We start from the raw sequence: 18,110 nt of genomic DNA on the forward strand, positions 1-18,110 counted from the left end.
GCAGGTGTACATCCCTGAGATGAACCCCCTTTTGAGCGAAAGGGGCTTTTTTAAGACAGCAGGTCCTTTTGTTTACAAATGAAGGAGAGCAGATATAATTATATTCATGGAACCTATAACGATTCATAAAGTGTTGTCGAATGAGACGCGTCGGGATATTCTTGAATGGCTCAAGAATCCGGAAGAGCATTTCGGTGAGAAGTATCATCGTCCGCCGGGTGGTGATGTATCAAAGGGTGTATGTGTTGGAGATATTCAAGTCAAGGCTGGACTTGCTCAATCGGTGATCTCAAGCTATCTCCTTGCAATGCAGAAGGCCGGGCTGCTCATATCGGAACGAGTGGGACAGTGGACGTATTACAGACGTAATGAAGGCGTCATTAAGCAGTTTTGTGAAGAGCTGACAAACAATTTATAAAGAAAGGAGCTCCTTTGTTATTATTATCTATTTTTTTGGATATATAGATTTTAATAGACAGCTGTAAGTGCCGAGTGTTGAATTCTGAGCTTGTGCGAAAATATGTTATAATGGGCCGGATAAAGAGAGGATGTGAGGTAACATGGTGCGTTTTGGAATTATCGGAACGAATAAGATTACGGTTCAATTTATTGAAGCGGCATCGACTCTTCCTGATTTTAAGCTGACAGCCGTCTATTCGCGTACAGAGGAGAGAGGTCGGGAATTTGCTGAACAGCATGGCGCGGAGCACGTATTTACTGATCTTGAGGAAATGGCCCAAAGCGACGTGCTGGATGCGGTCTACATAGCAAGTCCGAACTCGTATCACAGTAAGCAGGCTGTTCTCTTGATGCAGCACGGCAAGCATATTCTGTGCGAGAAGCCGATGGCATCCAACAGTAAAGAGCTTGCAGATATGGTTGCTGCGGCAGAAGCCAATAAGGTTGTGCTTATGGAAGCGATGAAATCAACGCTTATGCCGGGGTTTAAGGCGATGCAGGAACATCTCTTTAAGCTTGGACAAGTGCGTAAATATATGGTGAACTACTGTCAGTATTCATCCCGTTATGATGCTTACAAGCAAGGGGACATTCAGAATGCATTCAAGCCTGAGTTCTCAAATGGCTCACTCATGGATATTGGAATCTACTGCATCTATCCGATGGTGGTATTGTTCGGCCAGCCGGAGAATGTCAAAGCGACAAGTGTCATGCTGGAATCGGGAGTCGATGGTGAGGGCAGCATCGTGCTTCAATATAAAGATATGGAGGGTGTGATCAGTTATTCCAAGATCACCAATTCCTATCTGCCTTCAGAGATCCAAGGTGAAGAGGGCAGTATGATCATTGATCATATTAACGCACCCGGAGCGGTAACCTTGCGATATCGAAACGGTGATTCCTTGCAAATATCTGAACGGAGCGAAGCTCCGGCCATGAAGTATGAAGCGGCAGAGTTTATCGGGCTCATTCAGAGCGGTGAGCTTCAATCGGCTAACAATTCACACCAGCATTCCAGCATAACGATGGAAATTATGGACACCGTTCGCAAGCAGATCGGACTCGTATATCCTGCTGATCGCTAATGCTGGTCAGTTAATTAAAAACAACCCGGAACGCGAGAAAGCCAGCGTTACCGGGTTAATCTTAATTAAGAGCAACTAGAGAATCGTTAAGCAGCTTCGTTGCTTGCTCTGGTGAAACATTCCGAGCATAGATGAGCTCACTGATCACAAGCTTTCGGGCATTGTTCAGCATGTTTTTGTCCGACCACCCTAAAGTTTTACGAGTCATCAACTTACTCAGATCGCGGATAACTTGAATTTCCATACAAATGTCTCCAGTTTTCAGCTTGCCGAGCATCATTTGTTGTCTTGTGTTCGCATTTGTGGGGATATCCCCGCATTCTTCTTGAAACATGGCTTTGGCCAGCATCAATGTTGCTTCATCACTGATGCAGCGAATTCCGAGAGAGTCTACTTTCGCTACAGGGATAGATACATTAATAAGAGGATGATCAATGCGGACCTCAAAGTACCATTGTTTCTCCCCAAGAATTTCTTTCTCTTCTAAAGAATGAATAAAGCCTGCGCCGTACATGGGATAAAATACACAATCTCCTACTTGATACATGAATAAAGGCTCCTTTTCTCTAAGATCTAAAGATGCAACTTTGCTTGAGACTTGGAGCTTAATATAAAGATTACCGAGGCATCTCTTCTTCTATTATATCATACCCTTGTTTTTATGATGGGTGAGGTAAATATCGGAAGATTAGGGGATGAATGCTTAAGCGAATAAAAATCCGGGCCCAGGTCATATCGACCTGGGCCCGGATGGCTAATGCCATATCTTATTTGATTTATAGAGTGGCGTTTGTTTTGTTGTTCTCTACGGACAACTGCTCTGGATAACCGTAAGTTCCGTGCTCACTCATATCCAGACCGATCAATTCTTCCTCTTCCGATACGCGAATTCCGATCGTCTTCTTCATTACCCATAGAATCGCATAGGATACGATGAAGGCGTATAGTCCACAAGCGATGACACCCATAGCCTGAACGCCCAGCTGACCGAAGCCGCCGCCGTAGAAGAGACCTGCATTACCTACACCCAGTTTCTCAACGAGCTCTGGAGTTGCGAAGAAACCAGTGGAGAGTGTCCCCCAGATCCCTGCTGTACCGTGAGCGGAAAGTGCTGCAATCGGATCGTCGATACCGAGATTCTCAAACATACGGATACTGAAGAATACGAGAATACCAGCGATAAGACCGATCACAATAGCTGCCCAGGAATCTACATAAGCACAAGATGCTGTAATCGCAACGAGACCTGCAAGCGCACCGTTAAGCATCATGGAAACATCTGCTTTACCCATAACAGCCCAAGCGATCAGAAGAGCGGCTACGGCACCGGCTGCTGCGCCGAGCTGCGTATTGATAGCGACATATCCAAAGAAGTTACCATCTTCAACCGTAATCGTACTGCCGGCGTTAAATCCAAACCAGCCTACCCAGAGAATCATTACACCGAGTGTAGTGAAGACTTGGTTATGACCAGGCATATTAAGAGGCTTGCGGTCTTTATTATATTTACCGATACGTGGTTTAAGCAGGAGTGTTGCTGCAAGTGCTGCACAAGCACCTGTCAAATGGACAACAGTAGATCCGGCGAAGTCTTGATCTCCGTGATCTGCCAGCCAGCCGCCGCCCCAGATCCAGTGTGCGATAACCGGATATACAAGGATAGAGAACAGTGCTGCAAAGATCAAGTAAGCGGACAGCTTAGCTCTCTCTGCGAAGCCGCCCCATGCGATGGACATCGAGACTGCAGCAAATGCCAGCTGGAAGATGAACATAACGGTTGGTGCTACGGTGCTGTCAGCCGGAACCTCCGGTTCATTAAAGAAGAAGTAATCTCCCCAACCGATGATAGAATTACCTTGACCACCAAAAATAAGTGCATAACCTACTGCCCAGAATACTACAGAGACAATACCTACTGTAAAGATCGTTTTACCTGCGACGTGCCCGGCATTCTTCATCCGAGTTGACCCTGCTTCGAGCAGGATAAATCCGGCTTGCATGAACAGTACAAGAATAGCTCCGAGCATGACCCATACGCTGTTAATTCCGATTTCCATCTGATCCACTCCTTGTGTATGATGTGTGATGCGCCCCTTCTGACTTCTTAACATCCGCTACTTCAACCTTAATCTGTAAATCACAACCTTCAAGATAGCCGAGTCGCTTATAAATAGAATGATTATGACACAAGGTGGTGTCGAACTAGCCTTGTTTCAAGAGATCAATCTATTCAGCTGCAAAGGTAATGACTTGGCCGTTGAAACATAGACAACCTTCCCCGCCTGGATCTGAACGTTTCACGTATTCTGCGAGAAGCTGAAGCAGAGTATGTATCCTGATGGATTCCCAGCGAGTTAGTTACCAATGAATCTCAGAAGATTTAAGGTTCCTTATTTAAAGGCTCTGACCGTATTTTAGGTGCAAAAGCACTTGTTGTCAATATATCTAACATAAGAACTTTTATATTTTCTTGTTTTTTCATAAAATTTGCATATTCATTTGCACTTTAACACCTAATTAGTGAAAATGACACGCGAGTAGACCGGGAAACTCCAACTTTTGTTTCAGTTCTTAGAATGGCAGTTAGCCCTATATTTGAATTTGCAGAATGGAAATTAGCAAGCTTCCTTGATAGAATAGTTAACATGAATCAACATTTATACAATTATTGAAACGAAAATTGGAGTTATACGTATTATTGTTACGCTATTTTCAGTAGAATGTATGTAGGAATAGTTAGAGCTTTTATTCGGTTAGAGAGGGATGCGGCTGCATGGAACAAGAGAAGGTGTGGCCAGACAGGTTCAAGAGATTTTTTCTTAACAATAAATTTGTGTTGTTCCTGCTGGTCGTTTTATTAGTTGGGCTGAATGTAATGGTGTTCAGCAAAATATCTTTTATTTTTCTCCCGATTGAAGTATTGCTCAAGACGATTATACTGCCCATCATATTGACGGGGGTTGTATATTATCTGCTTAATCCGATTGTGGATATGCTCGAGAGACGAAGAGTGAAGCGCGTATACTCTATACTTATTTTATATCTGCTGATCGCAGCAATTATTACTATTGTTGTGCTGGCGGTTATACCGGTTGTTCGTCAGCAAGTTACGGATCTGGTTAAAAACTTCCCTGTCTATTACGAGAATGTAATTCAACAATTTGAACAATTCATTGGCACAGGCTACTTAACGCAGATCGAGAACACGCTCCGCATTAACTTCAATGATATTGTGGGAAGTCTGTCCGAGCGGGTGAGTACTATTGTGAATTCGACCGTTACGGGAATCGGTGGCTTCCTGGGAGTATTGACTGAAACTGTTCTGGCTATCATTACGGTGCCTTTCATTCTGTTCTACCTGCTGAAGGACGGGAAGAAGCTTCCTGGTTATTTGCTGTCGTTCTTTCCTACGAATATCCGCGGCGGCACTTCGAGAGTACTCTCGGAGGCCAATCATCAGATCAGCTCTTATATTCGCGGCCAGATTATCGTCAGCTTCTGTATCGGTGTTCTGCTATACATCGGCTACATCATCATCGGACTTGATTATGCATTGATCCTGGCGGTCATTGCTGCTTGTACCGCGATTGTACCTTATCTCGGTCCGGCTATTGCCATCACGCCTGCTCTCATCGTCGCAGCGGTGACTTCGCCGATCATGCTGCTCAAGATGATTGCGGTATGGACGATTGTACAGCTCGTTGAAGGTAAATTTATCTCACCTCAGATTATGGGCAAATCGCTCAAGGTGCATCCGATTACGATTATCTTTGTTATTCTGACAGCAGGCAATCTGTTTGGAGTCGTCGGAATTCTGCTTGCTGTACCAGGTTATGCTGTGCTGAAGGTGGTATTCACCCATCTCTTTAACTGGTTTAAGAACCAGTCAGGCCTGTATGGACCGGAGAACGGAGAAGGCAGCTACAAACGATAAGTGTATCAGGCAGCGGAAATTTCTTTTTCTTATACAAAAAGCGCTCAGGTAATCAGGGCTATGCAGCCTGATTCCACTGAGCGCGTTTTTTTGCTCTATAGAATCCATTTCATAACTCATTAACAGGGTGAATTAGAAACCATTTAGACCCTTGATTTAAGCAGCTAAAGGTATGAAATTAATCCTATTCATGTTTAATATGCTGAAGCGTCTGGATAAAAATTTGCTCAATATGTCCGTCATCCAGGGAATAATAGACCGTCTTACCCTCCTTGCGACGCTTGACGATACGCATGTTACGCAGGGATCGCAGCTGATGAGAGATAGCTGACTGGCCCATTTCAAGCAGTACAGTCAGGTCGTGAACGCATAATTCGCGCTGCAGAAGTGCATCTATAATCCGGAGACGTGTTGGGTCGCTGAATGCCTTGAACCAATCCGCCATTTGTACCGAAGTTGGTTTATCCATTAGGGACATCTTCGTCTGGTCAAGCTGTGCTTCGGTTCCGAAGCAGGTAGGCTCACATTCCTCAACGACAGGGATTGTCTTTTGTTCTTTCATGTATATCACCGCCTCTTTAATAGCTCTATTATAGCCAAAATAAGGTGGTCTGCATAAAGATAAATTTGAAGAACACAAAAGATTGACTTCTTTTTGACCCGGTGCATATAATGGATTCATAACATATGAATGATTGCTCATATATTGATGTTGTTCGGTGGGAAGAGGAGATGACACATGGTGAGTACAAATACAAGTCAAATCAAAAAAGAGCTGCTTCTGGAAGGACTGCATTGTGCGAATTGTGCCCGCAAGATTGAAGAAGGGGTAGGCAAGCTTGATGGGGTGTCCTCCGTTGCTGTCAATTTTGCAACGACCAGAATGAGCATAACGGCCGATGCAGACAGATCAGCGGAAGTGCTCGCTGAAGCAGCCAAGAGAGTGAAGAGAATTGAGCCGCATATTCGTGTATCCGTAATCGAGCCGGCAGATGCTGCAGCTCATCGTCATAAAGATCACCATGACCATGCAGCTTCACACGCTGAAGAGCATGCGGGCGGACACTCACATGCAGGACATCAGCATGACGCTGGAGCAGCTCAGCTGTGGAAACGCGGCGCACGTCTTGCCGTCGGCACAGCGGTTGCAGCATTAGCTGCTCTCCTGCCCATGTCAGGCTATGCTGAGATTGGATTGTTCATCCTTGCGTATCTCTTGGTCGGCGGTGATGTGGTATGGCAGGCGGTTCGCAATATGACAAGGGGACAGGTGTTTGATGAATACTTCTTGATGACCATTGCGACGATTGGTGCCTTTGCCATTCAGGAATATCCTGAAGCCGTCGCTGTCATGCTGTTCTACCAGGTTGGTGAAATGTTCCAGAGTCTTGCAGTAAACCGTTCGCGTAAGTCAATCCAGTCACTGATGGATATACGCCCCGATTATGCTAATCTCGAAACAGCAGAGGGTGTGGTCAGAGTCTCACCAGAGCAGGTGAGCATTGGCGACCGCATCGTTGTAAAGCCGGGCGAGCGTGTACCACTCGACGGGAAGGTCATCAGCGGTTCCTCCATGATGGATACTTCCGCACTTACAGGAGAATCTGTTCCAAGAGAAGCACAGCCAGACAGCGAAGTGCTGAGTGGCTTCGTGAATCTGAATGGTGTGCTTACCATGGAAGTAATTAAGGATTATAGTGAATCAACGGTGTCTAAAATTTTGGAGCTTGTTCAAAATGCAACGAGCAAAAAAGCACCGACAGAGACGTTCATTAATAAATTTGCGCGTGTCTACACGCCAATTGTGGTCATTGTTGCAGCCTTGCTGGCTGTTGTCCCGCCATTCGTAATCAGTGGTGCGGAATTTTCCGATTGGCTCTACCGTGCGCTGGTCTTTCTGGTGATCTCATGTCCATGTGCGCTTGTCGTCTCCATTCCGCTGGGCTTCTTCGGAGGGATCGGGTCAGCCTCAAGGGCGGGTGTGCTTGTCAAAGGCGGCAATTACCTGGAGGCGCTGGGTGATGTCACAACGATCGTTTTCGATAAGACGGGAACGCTGACAGAAGGTGTATTCCAGGTGACGGGCATATATCCTGCAGAAACCGTGCAAGCAGAAGAGCTGCTCAAATATGCGGCCTATGCAGAATATCATTCCAATCATCCGATTGCTGAATCCATCCGAAGCACATATGGTCAGGAGCTGAATCAGGATCGGGTCGGAAGCTATGAAGAAATAAGCGGATATGGGATCAGAGCTCTACTTGACGGCACGGAGGTACTTGCAGGGAATAAGAAGCTGATGGAGCAGCAAGGAATCTCTTACGCTGAGCCTATGCAGCACGGTACCGTGGTTCATATCGCGGTAGGCGGAAGCTACGCAGGACATATCGTTATCTCGGATAAGGTGAAGCAGGATGCGGCAAGAGCAATTGAGGAATTGAAGGCACTCAATATAACGAAGACGGTCATGCTGACCGGGGATGCACGATCCGTCGCACGAGCGGTGGGAGAGGAGCTTGGGATCGATGAGATTCATGCAGAGCTGCTGCCTGCCGACAAGGTGGAGCAATTGGAGCGGCTGGTGGAGAACAAGCCGGCCAAGGAGAAGGTCATGTTTGTCGGAGACGGTATTAATGATACACCTGTGCTTGCACGCGCTGATGTTGGCGCAGCCATGGGAGGTCTAGGCTCGGATGCTGCGATTGAGGCCGCTGATATCGTCATTATGACAGATGAACCGTCGAAGATCGCCACGGCCATTCGTATCGCGAAACGGACGAGAGTGATCATCTGGCAGAACATCATCTTTGCTCTTGTGGTGAAGGGGCTGTTTCTCATCCTCGGAGCCTTTGGAATTGCAGAGATGTGGGAGGCAGTATTCTCGGACGTAGGTGTAACGGTGCTGGCTGTACTCAATTCCATGCGGATCCTGAAATATAAAGGCTGACCCTTTGCAAGAAGGCCGCAAAAAGCTTATTCTCTTCACTGTGAGAGAATAAGCTTCTTTGGTTTAGCCGCGGGATTCCGATGGCAGTTCAGTTTATACATCCTAAGAATACAATTTTACGCGCTATGCTTCTGCATTTCGCAAGGCTTTCAGCTTGTTTGCTTTTCTCCGGCTGCTGCTGATCGTCAGCTGGCGGTGCTTCGGAGAGCGCATAACCCAGCGTTTGAAGGCCTCCGTACCGGCGATGCTAGTCAGCATCGGGGATGGGGCATGAATATAACGGAGTGCTGCATACAAGCATGAATTGAGCAGTATATCGGTAAATACAAAGTAGACGATATCTGAGCTGCTCACAACAATAACGGTGGATTTTGGCCGGGAAGCATGGGAGATCGTACCTGAGCCATATACACCGATAACACGGTATTTCATGGTGCTGCCCCTTTCGTACTTAGGACGAATCGTCCGCGCGTTAGTTTGTATATTGTATGTCCCTCTGGCTTGGACCTATGTATTGGGTAATAGAGATTGTGAAGAACTGTAAGAATATCGATAAATGATTGATATAGAGGAGGAAGCAGCATGCGCAAACAACAGTTATATATCGGAGGAGAATGGATAGAAGGAGCGTCGTGGAAGACGCTGTATTCTCCCTATTCCGGGGAACCACTTGCAGAGATCGCTGTGGCTGAGGAGAAGCATGTCGAAGCAGCCATCGCCAGTGCCGAAAAAGCCTACGCATTGACCCGGCGTATGCCGGCGCATGAGCGTTCAGCTATATTGAGCAAGGTGGTGGACCTGCTCCACCATCGGCAGGAGGAAGCGGCTGCTCTTATCGCAAGAGAGGCAGCCAAGCCAATGAAGGCAGCAAGAGCCGAGGTCAAGCGAACGATCGAAACATATCGTTTTGCGGCAGAGGAAGCCCGCCGAATTCAGGGAGAATCGCTGCCAATGGATGCAGCGCCCGGAGGAGAGGGAAGAGTCGCTTATACCGTGAGAGAGCCGGTTGGTGTAGTCGGGGCAATCACTCCGTTTAACTTCCCGATGAATCTGGTCGCACACAAGCTGGGACCCGCCCTAGCGGCAGGGAATACAGTTGTACTCAAGCCTGCAGGTCAGACTCCGCTGTCTGCTTATTTCATCGCCGAACTGTTTGAGGAGGCAGGACTGCCCAAGGGGGCTCTGAATGTAGTGAGCGGCAGCGGCAAAACGATCGGAGATCTGCTGGTGTCTGATGAACGGGTTAAGCATATTACTTTTACAGGCAGTCCAGGTGTGGGTAAGGGGATTCGGGAGAAGGCAGGACTCAAAGGGGTTACACTGGAGCTCGGCTCGAATTCGGCCGTCATAGTAGATAAGAATCTCGACAATCTGGATGTGGTTGCAGAGCGTATAGCGCACGGTTCATTCTCTTATCAGGGACAAGTCTGTATTTCGGTCCAGCGGATTTATGTGCATGAGTCGGCAGCTTCTTCATTTATCGAGTTGCTCAGAGAGAAGACGGAGGCGCTGGTAACGGGGGATCCACTGGACTCAGCAACGGATGTATCAGCCCTGATCTCAGAGGAGGACACGAGCAGGGTGCTGGAGTGGATCGAGGAAGCCGTTCATGAAGGTGCTGAGCTCATTACCGGTGGTGAGGTCTCACAACGAGTGCTTGCGCCAACGATTATGACCCATGTGCCGCATTCGGCGAAGCTATCCAGCCAGGAAGTGTTTGGTCCGGTGGTGGTCATTCACGAAGTGAGCTCGATTGATGAGGCAATTGAGAAGGTGAACGATTCGGTATACGGTCTTCAAGCAGGAATCTATACGAATCATATTCAGCATGCGCTGAAGGCGGCGGATCTATTGGAGGTCGGAGGCGTCATCATTAATGATATTCCTACCTTCCGATTGGATCATATGCCATACGGCGGAGTCAAACAAAGCGGATATGGGCGTGAAGGGATTAAATATGCGATAGAAGCAATGACAGAGCTGAAGCTTGTTGTCATGAACCGTGGTATATAGAAGCTCCTAATAAAAATAGCAGGGCGTGAGACCATCCACGCCCTGCTATTTGTGTTGAAAGATTATATACAGCCGTCTACAGCTGTGCTGCCAGTATGTTCACGAATTTCTCCAGGAACACCTGATCCTCTTCGTCGAAACGGTGAAGCAGCGGGCTGTCGATATCAAGCACACCGAACAGTTCGCCATTCTTCAAAATCGGCACGACAATCTCACTGTTCGTCGCAGCATCACAAGCGATATGGCCAGGAAAGTCATGAACATTGCGAACCAGCTGAGTCTTGCGCTCCGCCGCTGCTGTTCCACACACGCCGCGTCCAAGCGCAATACGAATGCAGGCAGGCAGCCCTTGGAATGGACCCAGCACAAGCTCTGTGCCGTCGTATACATAGAATCCGACCCAGTTAATGTCCTTAAGAAATACATTCAGCAGAGCGGAGGCGTTAGCCATATTCGCTACGGCATCGGGTTCTTCGTAGATTAAGCCCTTCAATTGATCGAGAACAGCTTGGTACTGCTCGCTTCGAGTACCCTCATAAGTCATGGCATGGAACATTTCTTATCACCTTCCGGTATGAATAGGGTATGCCCATTTCATAGACCTGTTCACGTTTTGAGCAAGTTATGAAATTGACCCACCAGCTATAATTTTGTATGGATATCCTTGTCATTGTAAGGGATGGACGTTTCTTAAGCAAGAGGATTGGTGAAGTAAATACTGTAATTGAAGTCGGAAAGGGGATATGATTATGCTCGCAGATGTGCAAAACTTATTCATTCGTATTCATATGCTTCATCTCGCTCAAACGGAGGATCTGACGGTTACAGACGTCCTGACACGGCTGGAGGCGTTAGATTACCGAGTCGGTGAACGGGAAGTGAAACAGGAGCTGGAGAGACTGACGCAGGAGAACTTTCTGACTTCCCATAATGAACAATTCAGCATTACCGGTGCAGGAATTAATGAATTCAAGGAAATTCAGACCGTTCTGAATACGGTGTGCTCTGAAGTGGGAGAAACGAATAAAGTGTAGCTTGCTACGGTGGCATCTTCATATGGGTCATCGGCAAAAAAAGTCCGTCACCCCTACGGCGAGGCTTCCTTACTGTCATTACTGACAGTCACAGGAAGCTCGCTTCGAGGGTACGACGTTTTTTTTATTAGCATCATCATCATCTTCTCTAGCCCCATTGGGTCCGCAGCTGCTGTTCTATCGAAGCAGAGGAAGCAGGAATAGAGGATGCAGGATAGAGCTGAACATGCTCATGCTCAAGCACTTCGTCAATAAATTCAAGAACCTGTGTACGATATAATTCCGGATTGACCATATAAGCATTAGCATGAACAGCCCCTTCGATCAGGAGCAGCCGTTTGAACCCTTTTTTGACCTTATATAAATCCTCACTCATCTTCGTCGGCACGAAGCGATCCTCGGTTCCGTGGATAAACAGGGTGGGAATGTCGCTCATTTGGACCGCCTTCGTCGGGGATACCTGCTCGAAACGGAAGCCTGCTTTTTTCATCACACGCCGGCTTACCAGATAGTAGAAGCAGGATACAGGATATAGACGAACCCTTCGCAGCTGATACTTCATCAGCTCGGTCAGATCGGAGTAGGGGCAGTCCGCAATAATGAACTTGATATTGGAAGCAGCCATTGCGCTATATTCCAGTACGGTGCCTCCGCCAAAGGATTGACCATGCAGACCTATAACACAATTCTCGCCAGCACGCTGATTCACATATTTCACCCAGGCTTCAATATCGTACTTTTCCTTATAGCCGAACGTGGTGTAGACTCCTTCGCTCTTACCATGTCTGCGCTGATCTACAAGCAGGAGATTAAAGCCCGACTCCTGAAACATTTGAATGTATTGTGTGGAAATAAAGTGTGAGGCGGTATATCCGTGAACGATAATCATCCAGCGCTTAGAGGAAGGATTCGATTCAATCATCACTGCATGCAGCTTAAGTCCATCACGGCTTCGGATCCAGACATCCTCTTTCTGAAGCTTCTTAAAATCAGAACGATGATACACACCGGCTTTCTCCAGGAGTGAGAACAGGTAGTCTTCACTGCGTACTTTCATCCGTATCATTTGCCTAAATCCAAACGAAACGATGCCTTCAATCAGGAAATAGACCGAGAGAAGCAGAAAAGCGATTTGATACATATATGGAAGACCCTCCTTTCAACATCGGTAATAGTATTTGTTAGAATGACGGCGGCCATTCATGTCCACTTGACACATTTACCTATTATTAAACGCTTGTCACCATTTCAATCCTGTGATTAGATAAACTACAATTGGAATTATTCAGTACATGAGCAAAAAGGAGTATAAAGTAATGTATGTATGCGGCGGTTACATTCCTGAGCTGAAGACGGAGCGGTTGCTGCTTCGCAAGCTTATGAGAAAAGATAGCAAAGAGATCTATACTATTTGGTCCGATCCAAAGGTTACTGCCTATATGAACATCTCAGCGATGCACAGCGTACAGGAGGCAGAGGATATGATTGATCTGCTGGATCAGGTCTCACGGACAGAAGACGGCTTTCGCTATGCGATCATTCTCCAAGAGAGCGGCGCTGTTATCGGCAGCTGCGGATTTAATAATTGGCAGCTTCAAGGTGCATTTCGTGGAGAGATTGGCTATGAGCTTGCTTCCACCCATTGGCGCAAGGGATACATGACAGAAGCGCTTCGAGCCCTGCTGCAATACGGATTTGAAACGATGGGACTGAATCGAATTGAAGCGCTGGTGGATCCTAGAAATACAGCCTCACAGCAGCTTCTCCATGCGCTGTCATTCCAGTGTGAGGGCCTGCTTAGGCAGCTGCACTATACATCGACTGGATATAAGGATATGCAAATGCACTCGATTTTGTTTGAGGAATGGAAATATAAATAGAAATGTGAAGAATAAAGGAGGAATATGGAGTAATGCTGCTTCAATATCGAAGGGGAGCCTCTCTGCTGCACCGGATCAGCCCATTAAGCAAATTGGTGATGCTTGCGGCGTGGACCGCAGCAGTTCTGAATTCGGAGCATTTGCTGGTACAGGGAATGATGTTCCTCATTCTGCTGGTAATTGGAAAATTAGGTGCAGGACTACCCTTCTCACAGCTGAGAAAAGCAGTCTTCTTCGTGCTTAGCTTTGGTCTTCCGTATTTTGTCTTAACTACACTCGCAGTGCCTGGGAAGGAACTGTTATGGGAGCTGGGCCCCATTCATATCGCAGAGGACAGTATGATGCTGGCCGGCGCGCTAACCGTGCGCATGTTTAATCTGTTTGTTTCATCTCTGCTGTTTATTACAACAACGGATCCACGGGATTTTGTTCATTCACTGACACTTCGTTTGAAGGTGCCGTACCGGTTTGCGTTTGGCGTCTCGATTGCCCTCACATTTCTGCCTTTACTCGAGGAGGAGGGGAGAGTGATTGCTCAGGCGCATAAGGTGAGAGGAAGTGAACCGAAGACAGGAATCCGCAATAAGCTTCGTTATTACCGAAATTATGGTGTTTCAATTCTGGTCAACTGTGTCCGAAGAGTGCAGCAAACGGCTGGAGCAATGGAGGCAAAAGGATTCGGGGCTTATCCGGAGCGTACTTATCTAAGAGTTCGCAGGTTCTCGCGTTATAGTGCGTGGTATGCAGGGGGAAGCGTTCTGATGGTGTTGATCGGAATGGTGTGGTGAGCGGTTCAGCTCATCATCGTATCTTGTTCTGAATTTATTGTTAACCTAAAATGATTATTTTTGTGTTGACAATTGAGTGGCATGTCTATAAATTAAGTACAGTAAAGCATTCTCAAGACACGTCGACGGAACTGAGCTTGCTAATTTGTATAAGTATATCGCTATATCACATCTGAACAGAATGGAGAGAGGATCGTGTCAAATAAACAATCTCGGCTTAAACGTCATTTTGCGGCGTTTACTACCCTGGACATTGTTCTGATGGCTATGCTGGCGACAGCGAATGGGGCCATGACCTTTTACTTGTCGGTCGTGAACAAAATGCTGAACAATTTCGGAGGCCCTATTGCCACTTCGACAATTGTGGGATTATATATGATCTATGGATTACTGGCCTATTACATTATTCGTAAGCCGGGTACAGCTGTCATTACATACAGTATAGGTGCGCTGGTGCAGAGTTTTATAGGCTCCGCCTACGGTCTGGCATCTATCATTGTTGCGGCACTATGCTATATGGTAGTTCTGGAAGGGCTATGCTGGATCACACGATATAAGAGATGGAATCTGACCTTTATGCTCATCGCAGGTGCGGCTCTTGTGCCGTTATGGTTTGTCTTTGCCGTGCAAATGTTCGGCTACACAGCGTGGGGCTGGCCTGTTCTTATTAGTGCTTTTGTTACCCGTGTCATTAGTGGTTCCGTGCTGTGCGGATGGCTGACAAAAGTGCTGGGGGATGGATTGATTCGCACGGGTCTCTTGAAGAGGTATCGTTCATCCGAGCAACCGTTAGAAGTGTAAGGAGCGGGAGATATGGAGGATGCACATAATAATCTTATGATTCATAAACCCATGGTTGAATTCAAAAATGTCAGCTATCAATACGAAGGAGAGGCCAGCCCTGTGCTGAAGGGCCTCTCTTTTTCCATTTCCCAAGGAGAGCGGGTTGCTCTGATCGGAGGCAGCGGAAGCGGCAAATCTACGGTATGTCAGCTGCTTAACGGTTACTTGCCCCGGTCCGGCGGAGGGAAACGCTCGGGAGAACTGCGGGTTCGTGGTCTGGACCCGGCCGTCGCTTCGATTGCCGATATTGCAGCGGTCTGCGGATTAGTGTTTCAGGACCCGGATGCACAGCTCGTTCAGGGCATCGTCGAGGACGAGGTCGTATTTGGCCCGGAGAATTTATGCCTTGCTCCTGAGCTGCTGGAACAGCGGGTAAGTGACGCCCTCAGCGCTGTGTCGCTTGTGGAGAAACGGTTCGATGAAGTGTCCCGGCTGTCCGGGGGGCAGAAGCAGCGGACTGCAATCAGCAGCATTCTGGCGCTCGCACCAGAGGTGCTCGTCTTCGACGATGCGGCGGCGAGCCTTGACCCGCCGGCGCAGCGAAGACTCGTGCAGCTGTGCAGCGCGCTGCACGAGCAGGGCCGGACGCTCATCACCGCGTCCGGGCGGTTCGACGATCACGCGCTGCAAGCGTCACGCGTGATCGTCCTGGATGGCGGTGCCGTGCGCTTCGCTGGCACGCCGCAGGAGCTGCTCCGCGAGCATGCTGCGGAGCTTGCGGCCTTGGGCCTTACGCCCCCGCCCCGAGGCGAAGCTCCGGGGCGGGAGGCACGGGCCCAAGGCCAGCCCCCGCTGCTCGCGGCGCGGGGGCTTACGTTCACCTATCCTGCTGGCCGCAAGGCGCTGCAGGAGGTGAACGGTACGCTGTCAGCAGGTCAGTGGACCCTACTGACCGGCGAGAACGGCTCAGGCAAGACGACCCTGAGCCGACTCATGATGGGCTTGCTGCCGGTGCCGAAGCGAAGCCTGTATTTTCAAGGCAGGGATATCGCTGAGCTCAAGGTGCATCAGCTGTCCAGAGAGATGGGATACGTCTTTCAGCAGCCGGAGCATCAATTCGTGGCGAGTACGGTGCGGGAGGAATGTATCTACGGGATTCGGGGAGCACTGTCGCTGAAGCCTGAAGATGTTATTCCGGAAGCTCATGCTGAAGCAGCAATGGATCTGCTTAAGGTAACCGGATTAATCGGCAAAAAGAATGCCTCGCCCTATCTGCTCAGCGGCGGTGAGAAGAAGCTGCTCAGTGTCATCGCCCAGCTGGTCGTCCCGAAGCAGCTCTACATCTTGGACGAGCCGACAGCCGGACTTGATTACGCCATGATTGAGGCCCTCATACAGCTGTGCAGACAGAAGGTGGATGAGCGAGCAGCGATCCTGATGATTACGCATGATACCGAGCTCTTGGCTGCTCATGCCGATCAAATATGGCATCTTGCAGATGGGCGTTTGGATGTGCAGAAGTAAGCAGTCACATCCCTTCTCGAAACTTTACTTCATTATTCCATGGCAAGTAAGCTCATGTTATGATGGTTGAAGTGATGTAAATTATAGAGAGAAGGTACATAAATCTTGAATACACAGGCTAACATTCCAAAACGGGGCTTTATTCTGACGGGTGTACTGCTTGCCACGTTCTTGTCCGCAATTGAAGGAACGGTGATCGGTCCGGCAGGTCCGACCATCGTTAGTGAACTGGGTGATGTATCGCTGCTCAGCTGGATCTTCACCTCGTATCTGCTGACGATGGCGGTCAGTACGCCGATTTTTGGGAAGATCAGTGACCTGTTCGGGCGTAAGCCCGTCTTTTTGATCGGTGTCGGGCTATTTCTGATCGGAAGCCTGCTATGCTGTTTTGCCGAGAACATGCAGAGCTTGATTTTGTTTAGGGCGATACAAGGGATTGGCGCTGGTGCTGTCGTACCGGTGACTTTTACGATTATCGGGGATATCTATAGCATTGAGGAACGGGGTAAGGTTCAGGGCATGATCAGCTCTGTATGGGGCATCTCTTCCTTATTGGGACCGCTGATTGGTGGATATTTTGTGGATTACCTGGGCTGGCCGTGGATATTTGGCTTCAATATTCCATTTGGTCTGCTGGCCATGTGGTATGTGGGCAGGTATCTGAAGGAAGATGTTGTGAAGCAAAAAGTGCAAATCGACTATCTGGGAGCGATTACGTTTACCGTCGGCATTACTTCCCTGCTCATTGCTCTATCCCTTGGAGGCCACGCTTACTCGTGGGGTTCTCCCTTCATCCTGGGTCTATTACTTGCTGCCGTCGTGTTTATTACGATTTTTCTATTCGTGGAGACCAAGGCGAAGGAGCCGATTGTACCGCTCGGACTGTTTAAGATACGTGATATTACATTGGCCAACATTGCAGGCTTACTGACCAGCGCCCTGATGATTGGCCTGACGAGTTATCTGCCATTATGGATACAAGGTGTGCAGGGAGGGAACGCTACGACTTCAGGACTTGCGCTTGCGCCGATGTCCATCGGGTGGCTGATTGGCGGTATATTTGCGGGACGACTGCTGATGAAGCTGGGGTCTCGTTATACCTCCCTGATCGGTTTGACCGGGATTGTCGCCGGCTCCGCCGGACTGATCTTCCTTAGCGCGAGTTCACCAAGCTGGCTGCTGCTCTTCTATATGTTCGTATATGGGCTGGGCTTCGGCTTCTCCTTCACTGTATTTACGATTATTGCCCAATCCTCTGTCGGCTATCGGCAGAGAGGAGCATCTACTGCGCTCAACACGTTTATGCGTACGTTAGGACAAACGATTGGGGCAGCGGCGTTTGGAACATGGCTGAACTCACGAATTTCTGCACATACAGAGACCATGAATTTAGCGGAGCAGGGCGTAACACAGAAGGATATCAATACGATTCTGGCGCCGCACGGAACGCTTGAGCTGCCAGAGAACATTCAGGCATTGCTGCAGCAAGTACTGGAGCTAAGCCTGCATTCTTTATTTCTTATCATGTTTATCATTGGAATCTGCGGATTTATTGTCACAGCGGGATTGCGCAAGCAGCCGCCGTCACCGGTCGAGTCAGGAGTGGCTGCACAGGCTCAGATTGCAGGCAAGAGAGAAGAATAGCTAGTGTGATAGTCATATG

The 18,110-nt window shown here is 48.3% G+C and carries 17 protein-coding genes; 11 read left to right on the forward strand and 6 right to left on the reverse strand.

Annotated features, from left to right (window positions below):
- The first annotated feature begins 106 nt into the window (after positions 1-106).
- Positions 107-418, forward strand: coding sequence for a helix-turn-helix transcriptional regulator (locus tag TCA2_RS10615; RefSeq protein ID WP_047911562.1), 312 nt, complete (start codon positions 107-109; stop codon positions 416-418).
- A gap of 142 nt (positions 419-560) precedes the next feature.
- Positions 561-1,544 (forward strand): Gfo/Idh/MocA family protein, encoded by a 984-nt coding sequence (locus TCA2_RS10620; protein ID WP_047911563.1) that lies wholly within the window; start codon positions 561-563, stop codon positions 1,542-1,544.
- Positions 1,545-1,605: 61 nt separating this feature from the next.
- Here TCA2_RS10620 and TCA2_RS10625 read toward each other — a convergent pair whose 3' ends face one another.
- Together TCA2_RS10625 and TCA2_RS10630 are read right to left on the reverse strand one after the other, a co-directional pair.
- Complete coding sequence (locus TCA2_RS10625; protein ID WP_047911564.1) at positions 1,606-2,091, reverse strand: CarD family transcriptional regulator; 486 nt, start codon at positions 2,089-2,091, stop codon at positions 1,606-1,608.
- Positions 2,092-2,320: 229 nt separating this feature from the next.
- The gene (locus tag TCA2_RS10630) at positions 2,321-3,601 is read right to left on the reverse strand and encodes an ammonium transporter (RefSeq protein WP_081872379.1); all 1,281 of its coding nucleotides are present in this window, start codon (positions 3,599-3,601) and stop codon (positions 2,321-2,323) included.
- Between the two features lie 716 nt (positions 3,602-4,317).
- On the opposite strand from TCA2_RS10630, the gene TCA2_RS10635 reads away from it, so the two are divergent.
- Entirely contained in the window at positions 4,318-5,478 is a 1,161-nt protein-coding gene (locus tag TCA2_RS10635; protein ID WP_047911565.1) for an AI-2E family transporter, read from the forward strand.
- Between the two features lie 184 nt (positions 5,479-5,662).
- Here TCA2_RS10635 and TCA2_RS10640 read toward each other — a convergent pair whose 3' ends face one another.
- The gene (locus TCA2_RS10640) at positions 5,663-6,040 is read right to left on the reverse strand and encodes a metalloregulator ArsR/SmtB family transcription factor (protein WP_047911566.1); all 378 of its coding nucleotides are present in this window, start codon (positions 6,038-6,040) and stop codon (positions 5,663-5,665) included.
- Between the two features lie 177 nt (positions 6,041-6,217).
- On the opposite strand from TCA2_RS10640, the gene TCA2_RS10645 reads away from it, so the two are divergent.
- A complete protein-coding gene (locus tag TCA2_RS10645; RefSeq protein WP_047911567.1) occupies positions 6,218-8,425 on the forward strand; it encodes a heavy metal translocating P-type ATPase in 2,208 nt (735 codons plus the stop codon).
- Between the two features lie 123 nt (positions 8,426-8,548).
- On the opposite strand, the gene TCA2_RS10650 is transcribed toward TCA2_RS10645, so the two are convergent.
- Complete coding sequence (locus tag TCA2_RS10650) at positions 8,549-8,857, reverse strand: hypothetical protein (RefSeq protein WP_047911568.1); 309 nt, start codon at positions 8,855-8,857, stop codon at positions 8,549-8,551.
- A 150-nt stretch (positions 8,858-9,007) separates the two neighbouring features.
- Between TCA2_RS10650 and TCA2_RS10655 the strand changes: the two genes are divergently transcribed.
- Entirely contained in the window at positions 9,008-10,438 is a 1,431-nt protein-coding gene (locus TCA2_RS10655; RefSeq protein WP_047911569.1) for an aldehyde dehydrogenase family protein, read from the forward strand.
- A 76-nt stretch (positions 10,439-10,514) separates the two neighbouring features.
- Here TCA2_RS10655 and TCA2_RS10660 read toward each other — a convergent pair whose 3' ends face one another.
- Positions 10,515-10,994, reverse strand: a complete 480-nt coding sequence (locus TCA2_RS10660) for a GAF domain-containing protein (RefSeq protein WP_047911570.1) — start codon at positions 10,992-10,994, stop codon at positions 10,515-10,517.
- A 193-nt stretch (positions 10,995-11,187) separates the two neighbouring features.
- On the opposite strand from TCA2_RS10660, the gene TCA2_RS10665 reads away from it, so the two are divergent.
- Positions 11,188-11,472 carry a hypothetical protein gene (locus TCA2_RS10665; protein ID WP_047911571.1) on the forward strand — a complete coding sequence of 95 codons (285 nt, stop codon included), beginning with the start codon at positions 11,188-11,190 and terminating at the stop codon, positions 11,470-11,472.
- Between the two features lie 148 nt (positions 11,473-11,620).
- On the opposite strand, the gene TCA2_RS10670 is transcribed toward TCA2_RS10665, so the two are convergent.
- Positions 11,621-12,613: an alpha/beta hydrolase gene (locus TCA2_RS10670; RefSeq protein WP_047911572.1), complete on the reverse strand. Its 993-nt coding sequence runs from the start codon at positions 12,611-12,613 to the stop codon at positions 11,621-11,623.
- Positions 12,614-12,764: 151 nt separating this feature from the next.
- Between TCA2_RS10670 and TCA2_RS10675 the strand changes: the two genes are divergently transcribed.
- From TCA2_RS10675 to TCA2_RS10695, 5 genes are all read left to right on the forward strand, one after another.
- Positions 12,765-13,352 (forward strand): GNAT family N-acetyltransferase, encoded by a 588-nt coding sequence (locus TCA2_RS10675; protein WP_238546345.1) that lies wholly within the window; start codon positions 12,765-12,767, stop codon positions 13,350-13,352.
- Between the two features lie 32 nt (positions 13,353-13,384).
- The gene (locus tag TCA2_RS10680) at positions 13,385-14,140 is read left to right on the forward strand and encodes an energy-coupling factor transporter transmembrane protein EcfT (protein ID WP_047911574.1); all 756 of its coding nucleotides are present in this window, start codon (positions 13,385-13,387) and stop codon (positions 14,138-14,140) included.
- A 261-nt stretch (positions 14,141-14,401) separates the two neighbouring features.
- Positions 14,402-14,941, forward strand: coding sequence for an ECF transporter S component (locus tag TCA2_RS10685; protein ID WP_047911661.1), 540 nt, complete (start codon positions 14,402-14,404; stop codon positions 14,939-14,941).
- A gap of 12 nt (positions 14,942-14,953) precedes the next feature.
- A complete protein-coding gene (locus tag TCA2_RS10690) occupies positions 14,954-16,447 on the forward strand; it encodes an ABC transporter ATP-binding protein (protein ID WP_047911575.1) in 1,494 nt (497 codons plus the stop codon).
- 105 nt (positions 16,448-16,552) lie between these two features.
- Entirely contained in the window at positions 16,553-18,091 is a 1,539-nt protein-coding gene (locus TCA2_RS10695) for an MDR family MFS transporter (protein ID WP_238546346.1), read from the forward strand.
- The last annotated feature ends 19 nt before the right edge of the window (positions 18,092-18,110 follow it).

Source organism: Paenibacillus sp. TCA20 (assembly GCF_000732325.1).
Taxonomy (GTDB): domain Bacteria; phylum Bacillota; class Bacilli; order Paenibacillales; family Paenibacillaceae; genus Paenibacillus; species Paenibacillus urinalis.